Origin of the sequence: Nocardia sp. NPDC059180, from assembly GCF_042754945.1 — a bacterium.
GTDB lineage: Bacteria > Actinomycetota > Actinomycetes > Mycobacteriales > Mycobacteriaceae > Nocardia.
The window spans coordinates 183,812-207,850 of the sequence record NZ_JBHZBU010000012.1 but is presented as its reverse complement, the minus strand read 5'-3'; the positions used below and the strand labels follow the sequence as shown (position 1 = coordinate 207,850).

Here is a 24,039-nt window from a genome sequence, read left to right as displayed (position 1 = left end):
CGCCCCCCTCTGTTAAAACCCCCCCCGGCCACGCGGTGTGGGTTTCGGGCCCCTGGCCTGGGGGGGTCCACCCCCCCGCCGGGGGGGGGGGCCCCCCCCGCGCGGTGGTCCGTATTATCGACGCCGATACGGCAACAGAATCGATGGATCCGGTCGGAAGGAGAAGGGCTCCGCACCGTGATGGTGCGGAGCCCTTCTGTAAGTCGCGCTTGATCAGATGGCGCGGACGTCCTGAGCTTGCGGGCCCTTCTGACCCTGGCCGACCTCGAACTCTACGCGCTGACCCTCGTCGAGGGACTTGAAACCTGAGCCGCCGATGGCGGAGTAGTGCACGAAGACGTCAGGGCCGCCTCCGTCTTGGGCGATGAAGCCGAAGCCCTTTTCGCCGTTGAACCACTTGACAGTGCCTTGAGCCATGTTTTGTATTACTTCATTTCTTGTCGGTGAGCCGTGCAAATCACTGCGATGAGCACAATCTCGCCATCCACTATGTCATGGATCAGACGATGCGGACACTCCGATTGCGCACAGGGCGGTCGTCGGTGGCTGCTGCCTGCCATTTGCGGTGAACAGACAGAGTTCGATCCGCTTCTCGTTGCCCCAGCATCTGGTGCTGACCGTTGATGTCGGGCACGACACCGCCTGCCGGGCCACCACGTACATCGCTGCGAGCTAAGGATCCAGCCGTGAATCGCACTGCGGATGCAGTGTTATCCAACGTGCGCTCGATTACAGGCCATCTGCCCTTCGCCAGCCATGATGGTTTGCTCGGCGTAGTCGTGGATGTGGCAGTCACCGCCGGTGCAGATGATCTCACCTGCTCGAGCCTGGAGCTGGACAATTCCATCTGGTCATAGGCGCGCAGCGGTGAGTGAGCGGTACACCGCGCGTATATTTCCGTCGGTGTTGTAGAACGTGAACGCCAGCGCCGGCGCCATTCTTGCTCAGTTGGACAAGGTAGCTCCTCCTGGCAGATGGAGGCCAACTGGTCGACCGGCGGCACGCTGCTGTGCCTGGGGAAAGTCCGGTAAGCACGAGTGGACCGGCCCGTACAACGTGGGCACCGGCCGCTATACCGAGGGCGAGGCCTGCGACCCGTCCATCGCCAAGACCGGCCGCACCGCCGGGGCCGCGCGCTGGTCTGCGAGAGCGGTGCCTGGGCGGCCTGGACCACCTAGTCGTGCAGCCGGAGGTGTTCCAGGACGAGGCCGCGGACGGGTTCGACGTCGGCCAGCAGGCCGTGCCCAGCACCGGGGAGAACCACCGTATGGGCCCCGGCACGCCGCGCGGCCTCCGCGGCCACCGCCGAATCGTGCAACTCGCTCGCCCCGGCCAGTGCGACGAAGGTCGGGACCGGCAGCTGGGTCAGCCCATCCGGCAGGTGCGGATAGACGATCGGCGAGGCCGGGAAGTGTGCGGCTCCGTGCGCGAGTAGATCGAAGTAGGCCTCCAGGTGCACCGGTCCGCTGCCGGGGCCGTCCGGTGCCAGCATCGCGCGTGCGGCCTCGAATGTGGGGTGCGGGTCGCGGTTTCGGCCCAGCTCCTCGAATTCGGGACTGAGCCCGGCGAAGACCAGGGGCGGGTCGAGCAGGACCAGCCGTCGCACCCGTTCGGGATGGGCGAGTGTGAACCGGAGCGCGAGGTGACCGCCCAGGGACTGGCCGCACAGGTCGGCCGCGGGTAGCCCGAGCAGATCGAACGTTTCCGCCAGCCAGTCCACGAGATCGTCCATGCTGGTCAAGGCCGCGCCGGTGTGCCGGCTGCGGCCCGGCTCGCCCATGATGTCCACGGCCTGCACGCGATGCTCCTCGGCCAGCGCATCGACGACCGGGTACCACATCCCGGACGTGCCGCTGTATCCGTGCAGCAGGACCAGCGACTGCGCCGCGGCCGGGCCGGCGGACGTGACCCGCGTCGTTCCGTACCGACCCGGAAGATCTACCGTCTCGACCGGTACCGGCCAGTGGGCCAGCACCGCGTCGTAGGCCCCGAAATATGCTGCCTCCAGCTCAGGTGTGGCGAATGTACTCATCGCATCTCCTTTTGCAAGTCAGATGTATTATGTCAGACGTATGGAAACGAATGGAAGGGGTTCGGGTGCCGAAGCAGGTCGACCACCGAGAACGTCGCGAAACCATCGCGCGCGCCCTGTGGCGAGTAGTCGAACAACAAGGTTGGGCCCGCGCAACGATGCGCGAGGTCGCCCGTGAGGCAGATGCCTCCCTGGGACAGGTCCAGCACTATTTCCGTTCCCGGACAGCGATGCTCGTCTTCGCGATGGAATTCGCTGCCGAACAGACCGCACGGCGCGTCACCCAGAGCCTCGACCGTCTCGGCTCACCTGCGCACCCCCGAGACGTGCTGCGAGTGACGCTCATCGAGATGCTCCCCCTGCACCCGGACGCCCGCGCCACCAGCCGGATGAGCGCCGCCTACACCCTCGAGGCGCTCCACGACCCGGAGCTGCACGAGCAGGCCCGCCTCGGGCTCCATGACGGCAGAGCACTCACCGAACGCCTGATCAGGCAGGCGATCGCCGACGGCCACCTCCCCCCGGATCGTGAACCGGCGATCGAGACCAACCTCCTGCTCGCGCTGACCGGCTTCACCCCGCTGCTCGAGTTCGACGTCATCGATCCCGAGGCCGCGCTGGCGGCCATCGACTACTACCTCGACCGACTCTTCGACTGCACCTGAGGTCCCTTCTTCGCCTTGCTTGGGCTGCGTCCGAGGCGGCTCGTTCGGCGTCTTCGGATACACCGGCGGCCAGGGCGCATCCATCAGCCCGGCGCCGAATCCCGCCGAACGCCCCGACAACCCGCGCGGCGCCGGACTGATGTGCATGCCCCCCATCGGCACACCGACTCCTCACCCGGACAACGACTCCCGGTGACCCACCAGCCCGAGCAGTCGAACTATCGCCCCGCCGACTCACCGGGGCTCCTGCGACTGATCCCTGCCACTCCGGTGCTGCGATCGCGCCGTAGTAGGGTACCGCCCCACCGCCCTGCCCTGATCGAGCCCCAGAGTCGAAACCGGCGTAAACCTGTTGGGGGATCACGTAGTTCAATGCTGCGGATCCGGCACGAATGGCGGCTGGACAATATTCGACAATGCAATATTCGAGCAAGCAGGAGACATATTGCGTTGCAACGCTTCTCATGCGTCGACACCACAAGTCGGGGAGGCAGGTCGGACAGCAGGCGTAGCCCGCGCTCCACGGTGGCCGATCGAGGCGACGCAGTACACGACAGGCCGAGCGCTCCTCGCGAGCGATATCGCTTCCAGAACCGCGCGGCATGCGGCATTGCAGGTTGTTCGGAGCCCTCATGGCCCGTGCTCATTCGTCGAACGGTGTGGTGTCCGCGTCGGGGGCAAGTCGTTTGCGGGGAGGGTAGATCGGATCCGGGTGGTGTCCGAACAAGTAGTCGCGGAAGGTTCGCAGATAATCGTTCTGGTGCTGTTGATCGAGGAACGTGGTCGTGTTCGGGGCATCTTGCCGACCGGCCACAGCAGACTGTCGATATGCGGGATTTCGTCCCACCACTCCGGCAGTGGGTCGGGGCGCACGGCGGCCCCTGGCTGTGTGGGTGAATCCGTGCGGCGTTCCGGGCCGGACTCGGGTGCGGCAGGATTTCGGCCGACGCCGCGGGGACGCCACGTCGGCCCGGTGCGGAGGTTGCTGGGCGGATACCATACGCCGCGCCACACCGGGACTCCGAGAGCGCGAGTGTTCACCGAAAGGTTCTCGTCCATAACGATATCCGGCGTGATGCGGCGCACCGGGCGTAACTCCACGCCGTCGGGGAGCAGATCGGCCACCATGGCCAGACAATCCTGCTCGCGGCCCGAATACCGCCACATCGGCGGCCGCGGGAGGCCACAAAACGCAGCTTTGACCTCCGCATTTCGCGTATTGCCGACTCGATCGGCAGGTCTGTGTGAGGCCACAACCGTTTGGAGGCGGATTCTGTGGGTATCCATGGGTGATGACGGCGATGCAGATGTCCGGCCCAGATGCCAATCCGTGGAGGCGATTTCGCCCGCCAGCGCATTCGGCCTCTGTGGATTGGTTGCCGTTGCGAGGCGGTGTTCGATGACGATGAGTGCACTTGCGGTGTTGCTGACACCCAATGTGGCGATCGTATCGTTAGCACTGATGTTGCGCCGTCTCGACGCGAGATAGTTCGCGTTAGGCCGCGAGATTGTTCGCGTTAGCCATTGATCGTTCGTCTGCCACCGTTGCCGGACGGATGCCACCATTTTGCGCGAGGCTGTCGAGGAATCTGCAGCTTATCGAATCGCGACCTCGTAATCGCTTGGGTTCGAGGTCGAAAGGGGAGAGGGTTTGTCTATTTCAACCTGGGAACCGAGAAGACGAGATCCGGAGAAGGGCTATGTTGCCCTGCTGGGGTGGAGCTTGAACGCTGTCGAGGCCGTTGATCGGTTCGACCGTAGATATGTTGTTGTGGCCCCGGAATGGGTCGAGGAGTATTGCAATGAGCACGAGATACCTTATATTCCATGGAATTTCGAGCGACTGAACGACCGATCGATGGAGATTGCGGAGACGCTGCGGGATTTGGGTGTAGACGTAGCTATTCCGATCTTCGAGGAGACTGTGGAGTGGGCAGGCGCTATCAACGCTGTTCTTCTAGGTAATCCGCGCCTGTTCGGGCAGGCGATGTTGCTGCGTGACAAGGCGTTGATGAAACGACGGGCCCAGCTCGGTGGCATTCGCGTCGGAATCTTCGAGGAAGCTCACGAGCGCGACGACGTGATCCGTTTCCTGAAGCGCGTCAACCAGACTCTGCTCAAGCTCGACGGCGACCCCAATGATCCGATACACATCAAGGCGTTCGACAAGGCCGGCTGCCTGGGACACCGCGTCATACGGACCGCCGACGAGATCGCCCTGATTCCCGACGATGAATTTCCGGTATTGATGGAATCTCACCTCGATGGTTGGGAGTTCGCGGTCGAGGCTTGGATACATGACGGTAAGATACGATTTCTGAACATATCCGAGTATGTGACTCTCGGATACTCGGTTTTCGTTCCCGCCACACCGGAACTCGAACGATATCGGCCGGAGATCATCCGGCAGGTCGAGAAGCTGATCAAGACGTTCGATATCGAGTTCGGGTTCGTTCATCCCGAGTACTTCGTCACTAGTGATGGCGAGATGTACTTCGGTGAAGTCGCTTATCGGCCACCAGGGTTCAAGGTGTTCGAGTTGCTGGAGCGCACATACGGATTCAATGCCTATCATGCGTTGGTCCTGGCTTTCGATCCGAAGACGACCACGAATGAGATCGTGGAGTTCTTCCCGAGGGAAGTGATCGACGCGAAAGGTCATGCGGGCTGCTTCGGAGTCTATCCGCGCCGCCGTGTGGTCAACCAGCTATCCATGCCCGATGAAACCGAGGATCATGACTATTTCGAGTCACACGAGCTCATGTCGCCGCTGGCGGAAAAGGTCACCAAACGTACTGCTTTCGGAAACCATTGGGGGCTTCTGTACTTCTTCGGTGAAGACCCGTACTGTCTGCGGGATCTGTTGAAGCGACAGGAAGAGCTCGACTTCTATGTCTGATCCGTTCGTCGGGGAACGGCTCACGGGAGGATCCCCTGATTGAGTCCATCAAGCAGCGGTAGCGCAGCCCTGGACAGGCGCGTGGACCGATTGGACGATGCCACGCAGTCACTCATGGATGCCAATGATTTCGGCAAGCAACTCAAGCTGCCGAGGGTCTTTGAGGCGCTGCGGCAGGTACTGCTGCTCCCCGGCGGTTGCGCGGTGGTGCGGGCGCGCGCGGCCCGCTTGGAAGCCGCCGGGCTGTTCCTTGGTACCGACTGGGCGCAGCCGCATATACTCATCCCGGCGCTGAGCACTGGCTCGTTGGGGAGCGCGAACCCGGATACGGTTGTCCTGGAGACGGTGAGCAGTCTGCGCCTGCTGGCTGTCGCGAAGGGCGAATACACGCATTCGATGGTCTCCGCCGAACACGCCCACCACCATCTGTCGCAAGTATTGGCGATCAATCTGTCCCTGCTGTTCGCGCCGCCTACGGAAGCCGAACGGGCACAACAGGGACGGATGGCCCAGGTGTCGCGTGCACTGCTTCATCATCTCGTAGAGGAGGTTGGCTACGAGAAGGTACTCGAGCATCTGGTCGACGAGATCTGGCGCATTCTGCGGCAACGACCCATCCAAGTCGACCCGGTCAAGCGGATGATCACCCAGATCGCCGTGGCCCGCAGCAATCCCGATATCGACCTCGGTGCCGGCGGCCTCGGTGCCGACCGCTTGATCAGCAGCCTCTACGCGACGACCGATGCGTGCCGAGAGGACCCCGGTGTCGAGGTCTACCGCGCTCGGTTGGAAACGATGGACGATAGCGCGCTGCAATATGAGGCAGCGGGCTTCGCACGATCGATGCACGATACAGGCTTGGTATCGCCATATCATGCGGTGTTGGTGCGCTTTCTCCAAGGAAAGAGCGACTACCTACTCGCCGAGTCGATGGGTCTGTCCAGCACCGGCCGCGACTGCCTGTTGTGCTATCACGAGCTGGTGCACAGCCTGATTGAAGAGGCCGTGCATGTCGAAACCGCCCAGTGCATCTTTGGTCTCGCACTCATGCTCGAACGCGGCATCCTCTACCAGCCGCCGGTAGCGCCTGCCCTGTGGAGGCAACTGTCGCTGCGGTTGTCGCCCACGGCGCGAGCACGGCTGACAGAGGTCTTCGGCCCGGTACCAGACGCGCGGGCGTGGCTACTGTCAGGAATGTTGTCTATTCTCGGACTCCCGTTGGGCGTTGGGCAAGGCGACAACCCGACCTGTCAATCGGCGCGCGCATTGTCGATGTGGGCTTACAACGACCCCGACTATCTCCTGCAGACGTTGGCATGGGCGGCTCGCGACGACGAGATCATCATGCACTTCGAGGGACAACAGATCTCTTCGAAGGAAACCGGCGCGGGGGTCGCGACCACACTGCCGCTCGATCTGGATCCGGTGTCGCTGCTGGTGGTACCGCACTTGGACCGCATCTACGCCGAAATGGGGCGACGCTGCATAGGGCGCGAGGGCGATCCACACCGTTGGATCAATCCCGAGTTCCACGGCTGGTGGTCGGGACGCGGATTTCGTATCAACGTCGACGTGGCCACCGGGAAGCTGATCGACCTCGACGAGTTTCTGCGACACTTCTACGCCTGCTACCACCCCTTCTACAACGGAAACCAGCCTCTGATTCACCCGCAGCCGGCCGGCATCGCAGTCACCGACAGCGCGGCCCGCTTCGTCGGCTGGCACGCCATCACCGTTCTGCGGGTCAACCTCGACCCGCAGGAGAAGATGCGGGTCTACTTCTACAACCCCAACAACGACAGCGGCCAGGACTGGGGAGACGGCGTTGTGGTCGGCACCGCCGGACAAGGTGAGAGGTTCGGTGAAGCGTCCCTGCCCTTCGACCAATTCGCGTCGCGCCTCTACATCTTCCACTTCGACCCACTCGAGTCGGGTGAACCGGCCTCAGTCGACAGAGCGGAACTAGACGGTGTCGTCGGCTATATCCACCGGAGCTGGGGCGCGGACCGACTACCGGCGGACTCAATGGATGATGAGGCAAATAGTGCTACGCCGTCCCCAGCCGAATGATGGAGGCGGGCGCTACGGGTTACACGGGGATCATCCGCGTCATACCTACGAACGGGGTAGTGCCCGAGTGAACGTGAAATCGGGGCATCCGAAACCCACGGGCAGGGATTCCGAGGCGGAGAAGGCATCATCGAAAGGACTGGATCGGATCTTAAGGCGCAGCAACCGATTTAGCTGCCTCTTCCCGGGGTGTCAGCGGGCGGTGTATCCGCCGTCGACGGGCAGGGCGACGCCGATGACGTAGGAGGCGCCGGTGACAAAGGCGACCTGTCCGGTGAAGTCGTAGTTGGGATTCACGGCGAGTCCTTTCGGGTCGGTGGTCAGGCGGCGGTGATGGTGAGGGTGGTTCCGGCGGATTCGGCGATGATCGCGTCCAGGCCGATCTCGATTTCGCCGATCATGACGATCCCGGGTGAGGGGATGCGGAAGCCGTCTTCGAGGTAGTAGATGGCCAGGTCGTGGCTAGGCGCCCAGTAGCCGAGCTGGCCTGCCCGGTAACCGGATTGGCCCTCACCGTTGGTGAGTTCGCGGGGCAGGGCTCCGGCCTTCTCGCGGCCGCCGAGGTCGTGGACGGTGAGGGGCAGCGGCAGCAGGGACACGAAGTCGCGGGCGGTGGGATTGTTGTAGAGGCGCGCCGTGACCTCGTCGGCGCCGGTGCTCAGCCGGATCTGCATGTAGGTGTCCTCCTGCGCCGGTGGTGTCGTCGGCTCGGCGGTCGATGTGGTCGCCGCCGGTGCGGCTGGAGCGGCGGTGCAGGCAGTCGCACCTTAGAGAGGATCAGCTCGCCGGCCCGCTCGATTCCTGGCTGGGTGAGGTATTCCATCCAGACCGTCTCGAGCACTCCCTGACAATGATGGAAGCGGCCCAACCGGATCACTCATCAGCCTTGTCGATGTGGCGCGAGTCGCTGGCCATCCTCGACCGGAAGCTGCGGAAATACCGGTCTGCGCTTGAAGCTGATGCTGACCCCGTGGTGGTCAGTCAGTGGATCGGCGAAGTGCAGGCGGAGCGCAATCTGGCCGAAGCCGAGATTCGTGCGTTGGAGCCTCGGCAGGAAATCAGCTGTCGTATGACGCGCGAGGAGATTATCCGCACGACTGAATCGCTGGGTGGTCTGGCAAAAATCCTGAGGAAAGCGGAGCTTGACGAAAAACTTGAAATCTATCGGCAGCTTGGCCTGAAACTCGCCTACGACCATGCCACACGAGCGGTAGTTGCTGAAACTAATCCTCAACCGCCCGTGGGCGTACTGGTTGTGTCCGGAGGGGGACTTGAACCCCCACGCCCGTTAAAGGGCACTAGCACCTCAAGCTAGCGCGTCTGCCATTCCGCCACCCGGACCGGTGTGCCCAGCAAGATTATCGGATGTGGTGCTCATGCACCAAATCGCGTCCTGACCTGGGGTTTGGCCCATCTGCGTGCACGCCGATATCGCTGCCGTGCCGATGATGGAACGGCTGGGGCCCACTGCCGGCACGTAGGTGGCGAATCGCGAGTCCGTATAGCCCTGGGTCCGCTGGCGCGGCCGCTTGTACTGTGCGGCAAGTTCAAGACCGCGGAAACCCTTCCGCGATAGAAGGTGGGCCGGGCTCGGCGTCGAGCGCTGTGGGCAACACGCGGCGTATCGCCGGTGGCTTTGCCTTATGAGGACCGCAGACAGTTGTGGGTCGCCCCGATCGAGGTGCGGGCCGGGGCGAAAACCTGTTCCAGCAGGGCATACAGACGGTCCCGGTCCTGGTCGCTCAGCCTGTTCAGGCCGTCGTGGGTGACGCGCATTTTCGCGCGGATGGTGTCGGTGACCTGCTCGCCCTCAGGCGTGATGACGAGATTGGTGACGCGCCGGTCGGATGCGCTGGTCTCGCGGCGCACGAGGCCGCGCTTCTCCAGCCGGTTGATGATTCCGGTGACGTTGGAAGCGTCGCAGGCCAAGGTTGTGGCGAGGGCGCGCATCGCGACGGGTCCCCGGCGCAGCACCGTCAGCGCCTTGCCCTGGCTCGCGGTGAGGTTCTCACTCGCCGCGGCGACGGTGAAGTCACCGTAGTAGGTGCCGAGTGACACCGAAAGCAGCTCCATGAGCTGGGCGGTGTCGACGCGGGGGGCTTCTGGCATGAGATCCACTTTATCTGCTGAAACTTGACTATCTCAAATATCTGGCTCTACCGTGGCCCGCATTGCTTGAAGTTCTCAACCATCGACATTGTCAAGTAGCTACGAGGAGTATCCATTGATCGTCACCGCGTCCGACGCCTCCCGCACGGCCGAGATCCTGTCGCGACCGGTCACGCTGAACAGCCTGACCGTCCCGAACCGCATCGTGATGGCGCCGATGACGCGCATGTTCTCGCCCGGCGGCGTCCCCGGAGACGACGTGCGGTCGTACTACGCCCGGCGCGCCGCCGCCGGAGTGGGCCTGATCGTCACCGAGGGAACCTACGTCGGCCACGACTCGGCCGGGCAGAGTGATCGTGTGCCGCGGTTCCACGGCGAGGAGCAGTTGGCGGGATGGGCGAAGGTCGCCGAGGACGTGCACGCGGCCGGCGGCACGATCGTGCCGCAGCTGTGGCACATCGGCATGGTCCGCAATCAGGGCGAGGCGCCCTATGCCGATGCCCCTGCCGTCGGCCCCTCCGGTATCCGCGTCGACGGCACCGAGGGCACCGGCAAGGCGATGACCCAGCGTGATCTGGACGATGTCATCGGTGCATTTGCCGAGGCCGCCGCTGCCGCCGAGCGCATCGGCTTCGACGGCGTCGAACTACACGGCGCCCACGGCTATCTGATCGACCAGTTCCTATGGGAGCGGACCAACCGCCGCGGCGACGTCTACGGCGGTGACTCGGTGGCCCGGACGAGGTTCGCGGCCGAGATCGTGGCCGCGGTCCGGGCGGCCGTCTCGCCCGGCTTCCCGGTGATCTTCCGCTACTCGCAGTGGAAGCAAGACGCCTACGACGCGCGGCTCGCCGAGACCCCGCAGGAGCTCGAGGCGATCCTGTCCCCGCTCGTCGCGGCCGGCGTAGACGCCTTCCACGCGTCCACCCGCCGCTACTGGCGCCCGGAATTCGATGGCTCGGACCTGAACCTGGCAGGCTGGACCAAGAAACTCACCGGCAGGCCCACCATCACCGTCGGTTCGGTCGGCCTCGACGGCGACTTCCTCCGCGCGTTCACCGGCGAGGGCGCCGAATTGGGCAGCATCGACAACCTCCTCGATCGAATGGAGCGCGACGAATTCGACTTGGTCGCTGTTGGCCGTGCCCTGCTCCAGGACCCGGACTGGGCATCCAAAGTCCTGGCAGGTCGGATCGAGGAGCTGAAGCCGTACGACGCGGCGGCGCTGAAGACGCTGAGCTAGCCGAGACCCCGTGCGGTAGGCCCAGCTCCCGCCGGCGGTGCCGAGCTGCCCTCAGGCCGACTGCCTCGGCCTGAGGGCATACGACTGTCTCGAGTCGGCGAGACTCGGGGCACCGTGTCGGGCTGACCGGCAATTCCTCGCCGACACTATCGATCCGACAAGGTTGCGTCATCGACGCGCAGCGCGGATCGAGGCTCTGCGATATCCTGACCAAGGCGGTAGCGACTCCTGATAGACCCGAACTGCGGTGTCGACGTCGGCCCACCTCTCCGCGCTCCCTGCGCAATTCGCGCGATCAGCGGATCGAATCTTCTTCCCGGGCGTTTCCGACTCCGGACGCTACGTCCTCTCCGACGTTGATCGCCGCACCTTCTCGCACCATTTCAGCCCCGAGCGATACGAACCGCATGCCTCGACCGCCAACCGAATGGAGTGAAAGACCGTGAGTACCAACGTAATTACCAACGGAACAGAGCGAGCGATCATCGAGAACCTACTCGACCGCAACCGCGAAGCACTCATCGAGACCGCACGCGGTCTGTCCGAGGCGGATGCCCGCCGCCGACTCGTCGCATCGCTGACGACCCCTATCTCATTGATCAAGCATGCCGCTGCCGCGGAACGAATCTGGTTCCAACGGTTCTGGGCGGGACTCGACGAATCCGAATGCGATGGATACTCGCGCCGCGATGAGGGCACCTTCGCCGTCGCCGATGACGAGTCGCTGGAGGACGTCATCGCCGAGTTCGAGCGGGCCAGCAGGCGATCACGGGAGATCGCGTCCCGCTTCGACCTCGACGACACCTTGGACATCCCCCGCGAAGGAACCGTGAGTATGCGATGGACCCTGCTCATGATGAGCGAAGAATTCGCCAGGCACGCAGGCCACGGCGACATCCTCCGCGAACAGATCGACAAGCCCGTACTGCCACAGCCGAACTCGTGAACCTTCGGCACCACGATCGTGCGGTGGTGAGGTGACCGGTGGGATCGCACCCGCCGGTCACTGCAAATAGGACGCGTACTCGCCGAATGGGACCTGGCCGGTAGGGCTCGCCTTGATGGCGTCGGCGACCTGCGCGGGTATGGGAGCCCAGTAGGCGGGCATCATCGCCGCCAGGGACGGGTTCAGTACGTAGATCAGAGCGAAGTTCACTATCCACAGCGGCGGCGCCATCGACATGCCCACCTCGGAGTGCACGCCACCCTTGGTGTTGGTCACCAGTTGGGCCGCGCCCGACATCTGTTGTGCCGCGAAACCGTAGACGGCTTGCACCGTGTAGGCCGACCGGTAGAGCGCTACCAGGCTGCGAATCGCATCGTTGTTGCGCAACCATGTCCCGACATAACCGCCGGGCGCGATCAAGGTGTTCACTTGCCTGGTCGGCGCGTCGGCGTTGGCGGGGCTCTCCAACATTCCGCCGGGATTCACATACAGCCCGTAGCTCGCCAGGACCGATGGTGTGCTCTGCCCGTTGACCTGGGAATAGACGGGACGGCCGACGGTATTGGTGAGGATCTCGACGCAGGCATCGATCACATCGGCCGCCTCGGGGCTGCCACCGATCCCGCCGCCGGTGCTGAGGTCGCGATATTGCTGCTCGGTCAGCGCGTCGGCTCTGCTGAGGCCGACCTGAGCGGCGATCGTGTCGGCCAGCGCCTGACCGAGCGGCTGGTTGAGCTGATCCGCACCCGTCATCTTTGTGGGCGCCACATGCTCGAAGGCGGGTGCTCCGGCGAAGGGGATCGCGAACCCCGTTTCGGCGGTGTTTGCCGGCTCGCCGCGTGCCGTCTGGGTAGCCGCCAAGGAGAGCAGGCCCGCGACGACCAGTGCCAGTACCGAAATGATCCTGCGGCGGGTGGCCGATGTGCGCCTGTGCCCGCGCCGCGCTGACGATGTGCTGTGCATATGTCGACCTCTCAGAGCACCGTCGGATGAGGTAACACAAGCTTCAGCCAGTCAAAGACGTGAGCGGCGTTGTGTCAAGGGTGCGCCGTCGGCGCGACCATCGCAGATGGGGAATCGAGCCGCTCCCTCTCGGCCTGCGGCTGGGACGTTCCACCCTCTGACCTCCCCGCCCGGGAGAGGGCGACTGGAATGTCTTCCTCTCCCGGCTGCCTGTTCAGCTCGTCCGAACCTCGCTACGGTCACCGCTCCACAGCGTGTGGAACTTGCCTTCACCGTCGGTGCGCTCGTAGGTGTGCGCGCCGAAGAAGTCGCGCTGGCCCTGGGTGAGGGCGGCGGGCAGGCGTTCGGCGCGCAGTGCGTCGTAGTAGGACAGTGACGAGCCGAAGGCCGGGACCGGGATGCCGAGCAGGGTCGCGGTGGAGACCACCCGGCGCCAGCTGTCGATACCGGTTTCGATGGCGTCGCGGAAGTAGGGCGCCAGGATCAGGCTGGGCAGATCCGGGTTCTCGTCGTAGGCCTCTTTGATCCGGTTGAGGAAGCGGGCCCGGATGATGCAGCCGCCGCGCCAGATCGTGGCCAGATCGCCGGGCTTCAGGCCCCAGCCGTATTCGGCGCTGCCCGCGGCGATCTGGTCGAATCCTTGCGCGTAGGCGACGACCTTGGAGGCGTAGAGAGCGCGCCGGATGTCCTCGGTGAAGGTCTCCACGTCGGTCGGCTTCTCGGCCAGCGTGCCCGAGGCCAGGCCCTTGGCGGCGGCACGCTGGGCGCGGGAACCGGACAGGGCGCGGGCGAAGACGGCCTCGGCGATTCCGGTGACGGGAATGCCGAGGTCGAGCGCCGACTTCACGGTCCAGCGTCCGGTGCCCTTTTGCTCGGCGGCGTCCACGATGACGTCGACCAGCGCCTTGCCGGTCTTGGCGTCGACCTGGTTGAGGACCTCGGCGGTGATCTCCACCAGGTAGCTCTCCAGGTCACCGGAGTTCCACTGGGTGAAGACATCGGCGATCTGCTTGGCGTCGAATCCGAGCGCGTCGCGGAACAGGTGGTAGGCCTCGCCGATGAGCTGCATATCGGCGTATTCGATGCCGTTGTGCACCATCTTGACGAAGTGCCCGGAACCGTCGGGACCGATGTGCGTGCAGCACGGAGTGCCGTCGACCTTCGCGGCGACCGATTCCAGAAGCGGGCCGAGGGATTCGTAGGACTCGGCCGGGCCGCCCGGCATGATCGAGGGCCCGTTCAGCGCACCCTCCTCGCCGCCGGAGATGCCGGCACCCACGAAGTTCAGCCCGCGCTCGCGCAACGAGGCTTCGCGCCGGATGGTGTCGGTGTAGAGGGCGTTGCCGCCGTCGATGATGATGTCGCCCGGCTCCATCGCGGAGGCCAGTTCCTCGATGACGGCGTCGGTGGCATCGCCCGCTTTGACCATGATCAGCACTCGGCGCGGCTTCTCCAGCGCGGCGATGAGATCCTCGATCGTCTCCGTACGCACGAAATCGCCGTCGTCGCCGTGCTCGGCCAGCAACGCGTCGACCTTCGCGATACTGCGGTTGTGCAGGGCGACGGTGTAGCCGTGCCGGGCGAAGTTGCGTGCGATATTGCTGCCCATGACCGCGAGTCCGGTGACCCCGATCTGTGCGCGCGCGGTGGGAGAGGTCATCAGTTGTTCTCCTTCTCGATCGAGCTCGATGTGAACTCCCCGCAGTCTAGGCAGGGCCTCAGGCGCGAACTTCCGGCCACTGCCCGTAGCTCCGGCATGGTGTACCGTCAACAAATATAACAGTCGTTCAAATTGTTTTGGAGGTCGGCTCGGTGACGAATCCCTACGCCACCCTGTTCAAAGTGCCTGGAGCCGTGGCCTTTTCCGCCGCGGGCTTCATCGCCCGGATGCCACTGGCCATGGCCGCGATCGGCATCATCACGATGGTGTCGCAGCTGCGTGGCGAATACGCGCTGGCCGGAGCCGTTTCGGCGACTTTCACGGTGAGTACGGCCATCGGGGGGCCGCAGGTCTCCCGGCTGGTCGACCGGCTCGGGCAGGGCCGGGTCCTGCTCCCCGCGATGGGGCTCAGCGTCATCGGCTCGGCCGCGCTACTGCTCAGCGCCCGCTACCACGCGCCCACCTGGACCTTGTTCGCCTCCGCCGCGCTGGCCGGGACGTTGCCGAACATGTCCGCGATGGTGCGGGCCCGCTGGGCCCACGTACACGCAGGCTCCTCGCGGATGCATACGGCGTTCTCGCTGGAATCGGTGGTCGACGAGCTGACCTTCGTCGCCGGTCCCGCGCTGGCTGTCGTGCTCTCGACCGCGTTGTTCCCCGAGGCCGGGCCGCTGCTCGCAGCCATTCTGCTGATGGTGGGAGTGCTGCTGTTCGTGCCGCAGAAGCGCACCGAACCTCCTGTCCGAGAGAATGTTCCGGCTCAGGAGAAGGGCTCGGCGATCAGGATCCCTACGGTGTGGATGCTGGCAATGCTGCTCGCGGCGGGCGGCGTGATCGTCGGCACTGTGGACGTGGTCAGCGTGGCCTTCGCCGAGCGGCTCGGCTCACCGGCAAGCGCCGGGATCGTGGTGGCCGCCTATGCCGGCGGGTCTGCGGTGTCGGGCACTGTACTGACGACACTGCCGCTGCTACTGGTCGACGGTATCGCCGTATTGGCCGTGGCCATGTTCGTCTCCGGCGCATTCTTCGCACCGACGATGATCGTGATCATGCGGCTGGTCGAGCAAACCGTGCCTGCGGCCTGGCTCACCGAGGGCATGACCTGGGTACTGACCGGCCTCAGTGCGGGCATTGCACTCGGCGCGCTGATCTCGGGTACGGTCGTCGACCGGTCGGGTCATGTCGCGGGCTTCGCCGTGGCGGTTGCGGCCGGCGCCGTAGCTTTGATGGTGACATTGCTGGCCAGGGCGCCGCTGTCGAGAGCTGTGCGCGAGGAGGTCGAGGTTGGGCGAAGCTAGCACTGACGGCCGCAAGCTGAAGGGCGAACGGCGCAAGAAGGAGCTGATCGAGGCCACTATCCGGGTGGTCGCCCGCGACGGCGTCGCGGGGGTCAGCCACCGCGCCGTCTCCAAGGAAGCGGGCCAGCCGCCGACGTCGGCCGCGTACCACTTCAAAGCCATCGACGACCTGCTGACCGCCGCCCTCACCTCATGTATGGATCAGGATGCCGAGGGGATTCGGCAGTTGACCGACGCGAGTGGCGGCGGCGCGCAGGGGGTGCGGGCGCTGGCCGCGAGGATGGTCGCGGCGGTGGCCGAAGCCGCGCATTTGCAGGCCGAGTTCGAGCTCTATCTGCTTGCTGCTTGCCGCCCCGAATTACGGGATCCGCCGCGCCGCTGGCTGGCCGCGATCGAGCATTTCGGCCGCCACTACACCGACGACCCGGTCCGTCTGCGCATCCTGGCGGGAACGATCGACGGCATGCTGATGCAAGCTCTGGTCACCGGTGAGCCGCCGACATCGACGGAATGGGAGGCGGTCCTGCGGACGATCTTGGTCCCTGCCGAATAACGCTCAGAAGAGCCGCAGGTTTCCGAGATAGACCTTGCCGCCGACCGACACCGCCATGTAGTCGCTCGTGATCTCCCAGACTTCACCGTCGCTGCCCCACACCTCGAGCAGCTTGCCCGAATAGGGCGAGTCGAGGGCGACGGCGATGCGGCTGCCGTCGGTGCCGAGCTGAGTGCCCTCCGATACGACGCCGGAGATCACATACTCACCGGTATATGCGTCCACCACGCGGCCGGTGTCCGCCGTGGTGATCAGGGTTCCGACGCCGCGCAGCTCGAGGACCTCGGGTTCGTCGTCGGCGCCGTAGGACTGCCGCTGCCACAGGATGGTTCCGTTGCGCGGGCTGATGCCCGCGTAGGTTGTTTTATTACCGTCTGTCCGGATGGCGGTCGGCACCGAAGTCTCGACAGGCCCTGTGTCGTACAGCGTCGAAGCGTGCACGCTCGGCCGCCAGCCCGACGGTAGCTCCGCTGTCTTTGCGCCGTTGCGGTCGTAGATTCCGGCCCTCGACTCGCCGTCGATGATGACGAATCCGTCGATGAAGACATTCCAGTCCATGTCACGGATCTCTTCGACGGTCTCGCGCCGGAACACCTCGGTACCGTCTTCCAGACGGATAATGCGGAACTCCCACTTCGACAACGGCTGCGACGGATCCGGTGCGGATTTCACAACAGCCAGCCCAGCCACACCGAAGACTTCGATCGAATGGCGCGAATCCCCCGACAGCGAAGGCGACTGGTCGTCGCTCCAGTCGATCGCCGGAAGTTCGCGGCCGTCTTCTCCGAGCGATCGCAATGACGGCGACTGTGGCCGGTCCGGCCTGTCCACGAAGACGAAGCGCTCACCCGCGGCGGTCAAGCTGTCGAGGGTGTACGGCGCGGTGAAGGTGTCGATGATCCGGCTCGCCGCGAGGTCGACGACTACCACGGCATCGGAGAGCACCGACGAAGCGACGAGGTGGCAGGCGGCGGCCGAACGACTCGCATTGACGACACAGCGGTCGAGGTTTCGCTCGCTCGTGTCGACCATGATGGGCTCGGCGCCGGCTCGGAGGCGACCGGTGTTCGCATCAATGATGTCGATGTAATCGATGCTGCTCGCGTCGGCCAGGCGGACCTCCCGGCCGAAGAGGACGAGGTCGGAATCCCCGCCGAGGGCCGACGCACCGAGTGTCTGTGAGCCGGGAGGACCAGAGACATCCTGCAGCGTCCAGACCGGGGTGTCCGGCCGTTTGTCCAGTGCCGGCAGAATCGGCGTGACAGGGCGGCGGGGCAGCTGAGCGGCTTCCTCCGCACCCGCGTTGTTCCGGAATGCCCGCACACCCAGCACTCCTGCGACGATCAGTGCCAACGCGACCACCAGCGCTCCGGCAACCAGGGCTACGTTGCGGCGCGGAGCGTTTCGTGGTCGAGCGACACCCGGCTGTCCAGGCGGGGCCGGATATGGTCCGGGTCCGATCGGGTCCGGGCGAACGACGGTCGGTGCGTAGCGATCTGGCGTCGAGGCCCGGCCGATCGACGGCTGCCAGTGCGGTGCGGACACCGAGAGTGCCTGGCCGAGGGCAGCCGCGAAATCCCTACTGGTGGGAAAGCGATGCTCCGGGCTCTTCGCCATCGCCCGGGCGAACACCGCGTCGACCTGTGGCGCGAGATCAGGGCGGTGCTGTCGCACGCTCGGGACGGGGTGCTGGGCGTGAGCCATGATCACCGCGACGGGGCTGGTGCCGGTGAACGGCTGCGCGCCGGTGAGCAGATGAAATGCGGTGGCAGCCAGCGCGTACTGGTCGGATCGCGGCTCGACGGTCAGTCCCTGCATCTGTTCGGGGGAGGCGTAGGCAATGGTGCCGATGGTGAGGCCGGTTCCGGTGAGGTCCGAGCTTTCGGGTCCCATGCGTGCGATACCGAAATCGGTCAGCAGGTAGTGACCGGTCCTGGCGAGCAGGATGTTGGCGGGTTTCACGTCTCGATGGATCAATCCGCGGGCACCCGCATAGTCGAGCGCGTCGGCGACCTCGGTGATCGCACGTGCCACCTCGGTGCCGGGCATTCCGCCCGGCGAGGTGGCAAGGAACGCTGAAAGATCGATGCCGTCGATGAGCTCCAACGCGATCCACAACCGGCCGTCGGATTCCCCGCGGTCGTGGACGCTGACGATGCCGGGATGCGACAGGGATGCGGCGAGGTCGGCTTCGCGTTCGAAGCGGCGCCGGTAGGAGTCGTCGCGGGTGAACTGCGCGGCGAGCACCTTCACCGCATCGGAGCGGGGTAGCCGTGGATGCCGGGCGATGTAGACCTCGCCCATGCCGCCGACGCCGAGAATGCGTTCGATGCTGTATCCGGCGAATACCGACCCCGGCTCCAATGCCCCCACCGTCCGAAACCTCCCATGCGCGATAGTGAAACGATCACACCGTATCGCGAGTCCACCGGCAACTGTGTCGACCGGGTATCGGCGGTTTCGGTGGCGCGCCGCAGCCGCACCGGCGGGCTGTCTGGCAAGGGACGATCCCGCTGTGGCTTTACTCGGTGCGGCCGTCGTCGGGACGACCTGGCCGGCGCAGGTCGCATCGGCACGAGAAGCTCGCGATCAGGGGATGACGACCCGTCCCGCGACCGGCGCCGGATCATCGGCCCAGCGGTGGCCGGTCTCGCGCGGGGTGGCGCCGTGGTCCGACCAGGCGGCCAGCAGCTGCGCGACCTTGCTGTGCATGATGGTTCGGAGCCGGTCGAACGAGTTCTCCGGTACGTCGTCGACCTGGCCGAGCAGCAACCACCAGGCCCAGGCCACGGCCCCGGCGTTCGCGACGAAGTCCGGTACCACCGGAACGCCGCGGGCGGCGAGCATGGCCTCTGCCTCCGGGGTAGTGGCGGCGTTCGCGGCCTCGACGACCATGCGGGCCCGGACATCGAACGAATTGTCCGGCGTGATCGCGTAGGAAATCGCCGCCGGGACAAGGATATCGACGTCGCCGGACAGAACCGCGGTGCGCGGCAGTTGCTCGATGCCCTCGGGGAGCCGGGAGCGGTCGACCTCGCCGTAGCCGTCGCGAAGATCCAGCAGCGCAGGGATGTCGAGGCCGTCGGCGCAGTGCAGCGTGCCTGCGGCGTCGGCGACGGTGGTGATCTTCATCCCGGCCTCGTACAGGTAGTAGGCCGCCGCCCCGCCCATGGTGCCGACGCCCTGGATCGCGACGGTCGTGTCGGCGGGCGTCCGACCCCACCAGACGGCTGCGGCGAGGCAGGCGTGCGCGACCCCGTAGCCGCCGATCACATCGCCGAGCAGGAAGCCGCCGTCGACCGCCGCGTTGAGCCCGCCGCGGACCCGTTGCAGGGTCGCGGCCGGGTCGGCGGCGCGACCGATCGCGGCGTGGTAGCTCTGCCCCAGCCCGAGCCTGTCGAAAACTTCGTCGATCAGATGCTGCGGAACGCCCAGGTCCTCCGCGGTCACCCAAGTCGAGTCGAGCCACGGACGCATGGCCTCGCAGAACCGTTCCAGCACATCCACGGCCCGCGGATCCTTGGGGTCGAAATCGATCCCGCCCTTGGCTCCGCCGACCGGCAGATCGAAGGTGGCCGTTTTGTCGGCCATGCCGCGGGCAAGATCTTCGACCTCGAGCAACGTGCACCCGGGGCGCATCCGGGTGCCGCCGGTGGCCAATCCGCCGCGCAAGGTGTGAACGACGAGATAACCGACCGCGCCGGTGCGTGAGTCCGTCCACTGCACACGCATATACGGCTCGCACCGACCGGTCGAGGGGGAGAGGGGTACCGGCGCGGGGACGGCAGGAACGGCCGGAGCGCTCGCCTGCGCTGTACCGCTGGCCGGGTCATGCATCATCGTCATGGCGGACACCTCCCTGGTCGTGCTGATGCTGGTCACCGCAGGGAAATGCCGCGTCGCGCAATCACCTGTCCGGCCCTTTTGTCGTTCCCGGCCGATGCTGTGCGTCCGGTGCACCAAGCGTGCATTCGCACCCGCTCGCGCGTCCATTTACGGTTCGTTCACGGCGTTGTTCAGCGATGCTGCACAACGCTTACCCTCGGTGGCATGGAACTGTCGCTGGCCCGCCTGCGAATGCTGCGTGAGCTGCACCGTCGCGGCACCATCACGGCCGCCGCGACGGCGCTGCACTACACCGCGTCGGCGGTGTCCCAGCAGCTCGCCCACCTGGAACGCGACGTCGGCACCCGGCTGTTGGAGCGACGGGGGCGGCGGGTGCAGCTCACCGACCGCGGGGTGCTGCTCGCCGAGCACGCCGAGGAGATTCTCGCTTCGGTCGAGCGCGCGACCCAAGCGCTCGAGGACGCCGGCGAATCGGTGACGGCGAAGCTCACCGCCGGCGTGTGGGCGTCGGTGGCCTCCGGTTTGCTCCCCGACGCGCTCACCACCCTCGCGCGCACCCAACCGGGCATTCTGGTGCGGACACGCGAACTCGCACCGGAGTCGACTGCCGCCGCCGTGCGGGACGGCGCACTCGACCTGTCCTTCGTGCTCGACTACTCGAACTACCCGATGGCCTGGGACAGCGGCCTGGAGCGCGCCGTCATCGCGGTCGAGCGGCTCTATGCCGCCGTCCCGGCCGGTGCGGTGCCCGCCGAAAGTGTGCGGCTCACCGAGCTGGCCGAGTATCCGTGGATCCTCGCGCCGGCCCGATCGCACTTCGGGCATGCGGTCCGGTTGGCGTTTCAATCCGTCGGCGTCGAGCCAAGGATCGACCATGAGGTCGAAGAGCAGGCGACCGCGATGGCGATGGTCGCGGCAGGGCTGGGCGTGACACTGGTGTCCGACCTGGGTCTGGCGTTGCGCCCGCCGGGCGTGGACGTCGTCGTGCTCGGTGACATCCTCACCCGGACCGTATCGCTTGCCTACCGCACCAATACCGCGCGACGAGCGGCGCTGCTGCTCGTCGTGGACGCGATCCGGGCCGCCGCGCAGGAGAAAGGACTCGGCGCCGACACCGCGTTGCCCGCGCTGACCGATACCGAGCCGGTGCCGCCGCCACCGAGGTCCGACACAGCGACCGAGACCCCACGCAGCGACCGTAAGGGCCTCGACTGAGAACTGGACACAGTCCACTGACGAGGTATCTCAACACTTCTGGTGGCGTCCGTCAACGGCCGTCCCGGCGGAGTTCTCAGCGAGAGGTATCGGTGAGTGATTCGATACGCGCCAACGTTCGGGCGCTGCCGTCGACTTCGAGCTGCACATGCTGCGCGCTTTCGCTGCGCCAGGCTCGTATCAGCACATCGTCACCGGCCATCACCGGCCCGGCGTGTTCGAGGATCACCCGGTACGGCGATGTCGGCGCATCGGGAAATCGTGCGAGCGCCTCCTCCACCGCTTCCCAATGCACCGCGTTGTTGACATGCCCGTAGCGGTCGACGTCGGTGACCCGCAGCGGAAACGGCCGCGGCTCGGCGCCGACGTGGGTGTGTTCCTGCAGCGCGGGCCGCCAGCTCAGCCGATGCTGGGTGGTCGCCGCGAGCATCGGCGCCATGAATCGGTCGGTCATCCGCGCTGGGCGACCGGCCTCGATGTCGACGTGGATGAGAAACATCTCGGTTTCGATCAGCCCACCGTTGTCGCTGCGCACCTGGATGCGCATGTTGCACCACCGGTTCGACAGTGCCGAGGGCCATCGACGCAGATGCACCCGATCACCGAATTCGATGGGCGCCAGCACATCGATCACGGTGCGGCGCACGATCCACCCCGGGTGAAGATCCCCGTCGTCGACCACCTGTAGATGGTCGTAGCCGATGTCTTGGAGATATCGGGCCACTGCGTCGAGCCGCAGTCGCTCGTCACCATCGGTGTCCCCGAGCCGCACCGGCCAGTGCTCATGGAATGCCCGGTTCTCATCCGGGCACGGCGTCAGCGGAAATGCGATCTCTGCCAACCGGTCGACGGCGGTGGCGGCGTTCATGAACGCTCCTTTCGCAGGTCACGCGACAGCGTAGCGATCGACCGCGTCGGCCAGGAGCCCGACACGAGGAACAGTCGGGCATGGTAGCGGCGGAGGGAGCGCGCAGCAGCACGCTGTGATCGACACGGTGGCCGCGTGGGACGCGCACAGCAGCACCCCGGTGACCGAGACTGCGGGCGACCAGACGAAGCGTCGGCGCTTGCGATCTCACTGGTGTATCAGGCTGCCGACTCGCCTCTTGACGATATCGGGGCAGGCTTCGGCGCCGCCTGGCGGACCGTGATGATTTCGGGCCGCGCCGACGCGGGGGACGATCAGGCGGTATGGGGACGAAATTGACTGCTACGTAGCATAATAGGCGGTGCTCGTATGGCGACGACACCTGGATCTGGGGGGCAATGCTGACCCGTAGGACGCTTCTGCATGCGGCATTGGTCGCGCCGCTGGCCGCGTGTGGCAAAGGTGTCCTCGGTACGCCCGGCACGGTCCAGATCGCGGTGTCCTGGAGCGGGTCGGAGTTGGCCGCGTTTCGCACGGTGCTGGACGCGCTGAGCCTTTCGGGCTCGGTGGAGGTGATCCCGCTCGGCGACGAGATCGGCACCGCGCTGACCGGCGGACGCTCGGCGCCGGAGCTGGTCATGTTGCCGCAGGCGGGGCGGGTCCGCGAGTTCGCCGAGCGTGGCGCGCTCCGGGACATCTCCGAGTCGCTGTGGGCGGACGAGGCACAGGGGCCGTGCTATCCGCCGGTGTGGCGCGCACTGCTCTACCACAATGGACGTCCCTACGGTGTGCCGTTCAAAGCGGCGGACAAGTCGCTGGTCTGGTTCGACCGCGAATCGGCCGAGGAGTCCGCGATCGGCAATCCGGCCTTGTGGACGTTGGAGGACTGGCTCACGCGCATCGAGTTCCTCGCGGACAAGGACATGCGGTTGCTGGCGCTCGCCGCGGCGGACGGCTGGGTCCTGACGGACCTGTTCGAAAACCTGCTGTACGCACAATCTCCGGAAACCTATGCGACGCTGGCCGACTCCGGAAACGACGCCGAGTGGGAAAGGGATGCGGTGCGTGCCGCTCTGCACCGACTCGGCGCCTGGTCCGCACACGACTCGGCCTACCCCGGTGGCGTCGGAACGGCGCTGACCATGCAGTTCTCCGACGCGGTCCGTGAGGTGTTCGAGCGACGGCGGGCCGTGCTGGTCGTAGCTCCCGATTTCGCGGAGCCGATCGTGCGCAAGGCGGTAGCGGCGTCAGGGCGCAACCCGTACGACGTCGTCGGCGTGACGGGTTTTCCCGGTGTCGAGGCCGCGGGGCCCTCGCCGCGCATTGTCGGCGGCGATGTCCTCGTGCTGACTCGGGGTGCTGGCGATCGCGCGGAACGGGCCCTCGTCACGTTGGCCGCGCCTTCGGCGCCGCTGCAGTGGATCAACATGTTCCACGGATTCCTCGCACCGAATCTCCATACCGACGCGGCCTACTCGCCGTTTCTGCGTCCTTCGGCGCAACGGTTGCGCGGTGAGGTGATCTTCGATCTGTCCGACCGGACCGGGCCCGCGGGCGGGCGGAGCGAATTATGGCGGGTACTCACCGAGTTCCTCGTCGCGGTCGACGCCGACCGCTCGCACGTCGGGCGCGCGGTGAACGACGCTGTCTCAGCTCTCGCCGGGCGGTGAGC

General features: G+C 65.8%; 20 protein-coding genes and 1 tRNA gene. 10 read left to right on the top strand and 11 right to left on the bottom strand.

What is annotated here, in order from left to right; genetic code table 11:
* Window positions 1–213 precede the first annotated feature (213 nt).
* Window positions 214–417, bottom strand: a complete 204-nt coding sequence (locus ACFXNW_RS29250; protein ID WP_280468196.1) for a cold-shock protein — start codon at window positions 415–417, stop codon at window positions 214–216.
* A 269-nt stretch (window positions 418–686) separates the two neighbouring features.
* Between ACFXNW_RS29250 and ACFXNW_RS29245 the strand changes: the two genes are divergently transcribed.
* Window positions 687–857 carry a hypothetical protein gene (locus tag ACFXNW_RS29245; protein WP_379421024.1) on the top strand — a complete coding sequence of 57 codons (171 nt, stop codon included), beginning with the start codon at window positions 687–689 and terminating at the stop codon, window positions 855–857.
* Window positions 858–1,174: 317 nt separating this feature from the next.
* Here the strand turns inward: ACFXNW_RS29245 and ACFXNW_RS29240 are convergent, their stop codons facing one another.
* A complete protein-coding gene (locus tag ACFXNW_RS29240; protein ID WP_379421023.1) occupies window positions 1,175–2,032 on the bottom strand; it encodes an alpha/beta fold hydrolase in 858 nt (285 codons plus the stop codon).
* Between the two features lie 65 nt (window positions 2,033–2,097).
* On the opposite strand from ACFXNW_RS29240, the gene ACFXNW_RS29235 reads away from it, so the two are divergent.
* From ACFXNW_RS29235 to ACFXNW_RS29225, 3 genes are all read left to right on the top strand, one after another.
* Window positions 2,098–2,697 (top strand): TetR/AcrR family transcriptional regulator, encoded by a 600-nt coding sequence (locus ACFXNW_RS29235; RefSeq protein ID WP_379421022.1) that lies wholly within the window; start codon window positions 2,098–2,100, stop codon window positions 2,695–2,697.
* 1,858 nt (window positions 2,698–4,555) lie between these two features.
* Window positions 4,556–5,596 (top strand): acetyl-CoA carboxylase biotin carboxylase subunit family protein, encoded by a 1,041-nt coding sequence (locus ACFXNW_RS29230; RefSeq protein ID WP_379421037.1) that lies wholly within the window; start codon window positions 4,556–4,558, stop codon window positions 5,594–5,596.
* 114 nt (window positions 5,597–5,710) lie between these two features.
* A complete protein-coding gene (locus tag ACFXNW_RS29225; protein WP_379421036.1) occupies window positions 5,711–7,666 on the top strand; it encodes a hypothetical protein in 1,956 nt (651 codons plus the stop codon).
* A 320-nt stretch (window positions 7,667–7,986) separates the two neighbouring features.
* Here ACFXNW_RS29225 and ACFXNW_RS29220 read toward each other — a convergent pair whose 3' ends face one another.
* The 4 genes from ACFXNW_RS29220 to ACFXNW_RS29205 form a co-directional block, all read right to left on the bottom strand.
* Entirely contained in the window at window positions 7,987–8,340 is a 354-nt protein-coding gene (locus ACFXNW_RS29220) for a cyclophilin-like fold protein (RefSeq protein ID WP_379421021.1), read from the bottom strand.
* Window positions 8,341–8,546: 206 nt separating this feature from the next.
* Complete coding sequence (locus tag ACFXNW_RS29215; RefSeq protein WP_379421020.1) at window positions 8,547–8,864, bottom strand: hypothetical protein; 318 nt, start codon at window positions 8,862–8,864, stop codon at window positions 8,547–8,549.
* Between the two features lie 58 nt (window positions 8,865–8,922).
* Window positions 8,923–9,007 (bottom strand) — tRNA-Leu (locus ACFXNW_RS29210).
* Between the two features lie 300 nt (window positions 9,008–9,307).
* Complete coding sequence (locus tag ACFXNW_RS29205; protein WP_379421019.1) at window positions 9,308–9,775, bottom strand: MarR family winged helix-turn-helix transcriptional regulator; 468 nt, start codon at window positions 9,773–9,775, stop codon at window positions 9,308–9,310.
* A gap of 115 nt (window positions 9,776–9,890) precedes the next feature.
* Between ACFXNW_RS29205 and ACFXNW_RS29200 the strand changes: the two genes are divergently transcribed.
* Complete coding sequence (locus ACFXNW_RS29200; RefSeq protein ID WP_379421018.1) at window positions 9,891–11,018, top strand: NADH:flavin oxidoreductase; 1,128 nt, start codon at window positions 9,891–9,893, stop codon at window positions 11,016–11,018.
* A 442-nt stretch (window positions 11,019–11,460) separates the two neighbouring features.
* Entirely contained in the window at window positions 11,461–11,964 is a 504-nt protein-coding gene (locus tag ACFXNW_RS29195; protein WP_379421017.1) for a DinB family protein, read from the top strand.
* Window positions 11,965–12,021: 57 nt separating this feature from the next.
* Here ACFXNW_RS29195 and ACFXNW_RS29190 read toward each other — a convergent pair whose 3' ends face one another.
* Window positions 12,022–12,927 carry a hypothetical protein gene (locus tag ACFXNW_RS29190; protein ID WP_379421016.1) on the bottom strand — a complete coding sequence of 302 codons (906 nt, stop codon included), beginning with the start codon at window positions 12,925–12,927 and terminating at the stop codon, window positions 12,022–12,024.
* Between the two features lie 214 nt (window positions 12,928–13,141).
* Complete coding sequence (gene gndA / locus ACFXNW_RS29185; protein WP_379421015.1) at window positions 13,142–14,587, bottom strand: NADP-dependent phosphogluconate dehydrogenase; 1,446 nt, start codon at window positions 14,585–14,587, stop codon at window positions 13,142–13,144.
* A 152-nt stretch (window positions 14,588–14,739) separates the two neighbouring features.
* Between gndA and ACFXNW_RS29180 the strand changes: the two genes are divergently transcribed.
* The gene (locus ACFXNW_RS29180; protein WP_379421014.1) at window positions 14,740–15,885 is read left to right on the top strand and encodes an MFS transporter; all 1,146 of its coding nucleotides are present in this window, start codon (window positions 14,740–14,742) and stop codon (window positions 15,883–15,885) included.
* Window positions 15,872–16,438, top strand: coding sequence for a TetR/AcrR family transcriptional regulator (locus ACFXNW_RS29175; protein ID WP_379421013.1), 567 nt, complete (start codon window positions 15,872–15,874; stop codon window positions 16,436–16,438). The genes ACFXNW_RS29180 and ACFXNW_RS29175 overlap by 14 nt, the downstream gene beginning before the upstream one ends.
* Window positions 16,439–16,441: 3 nt before the next feature.
* Here ACFXNW_RS29175 and ACFXNW_RS29170 read toward each other — a convergent pair whose 3' ends face one another.
* A complete protein-coding gene (locus ACFXNW_RS29170) occupies window positions 16,442–18,811 on the bottom strand; it encodes a protein kinase (protein WP_379421012.1) in 2,370 nt (789 codons plus the stop codon).
* 216 nt (window positions 18,812–19,027) lie between these two features.
* The gene (locus tag ACFXNW_RS29165; protein WP_379421035.1) at window positions 19,028–20,170 is read right to left on the bottom strand and encodes a Glu/Leu/Phe/Val dehydrogenase dimerization domain-containing protein; all 1,143 of its coding nucleotides are present in this window, start codon (window positions 20,168–20,170) and stop codon (window positions 19,028–19,030) included.
* 318 nt (window positions 20,171–20,488) lie between these two features.
* On the opposite strand from ACFXNW_RS29165, the gene ACFXNW_RS29160 reads away from it, so the two are divergent.
* Complete coding sequence (locus ACFXNW_RS29160) at window positions 20,489–21,499, top strand: LysR substrate-binding domain-containing protein (RefSeq protein ID WP_379421011.1); 1,011 nt, start codon at window positions 20,489–20,491, stop codon at window positions 21,497–21,499.
* A gap of 76 nt (window positions 21,500–21,575) precedes the next feature.
* On the opposite strand, the gene ACFXNW_RS29155 is transcribed toward ACFXNW_RS29160, so the two are convergent.
* Complete coding sequence (locus ACFXNW_RS29155; protein WP_379421010.1) at window positions 21,576–22,367, bottom strand: acyl-[acyl-carrier-protein] thioesterase; 792 nt, start codon at window positions 22,365–22,367, stop codon at window positions 21,576–21,578.
* A 398-nt stretch (window positions 22,368–22,765) separates the two neighbouring features.
* Here ACFXNW_RS29155 and ACFXNW_RS29150 point away from each other — a divergent pair, with 398 nt between their 5' ends.
* The gene (locus ACFXNW_RS29150; protein ID WP_379421009.1) at window positions 22,766–24,037 is read left to right on the top strand and encodes an ABC transporter substrate-binding protein; all 1,272 of its coding nucleotides are present in this window, start codon (window positions 22,766–22,768) and stop codon (window positions 24,035–24,037) included.
* Window positions 24,038–24,039: the final 2 nt, after the last annotated feature.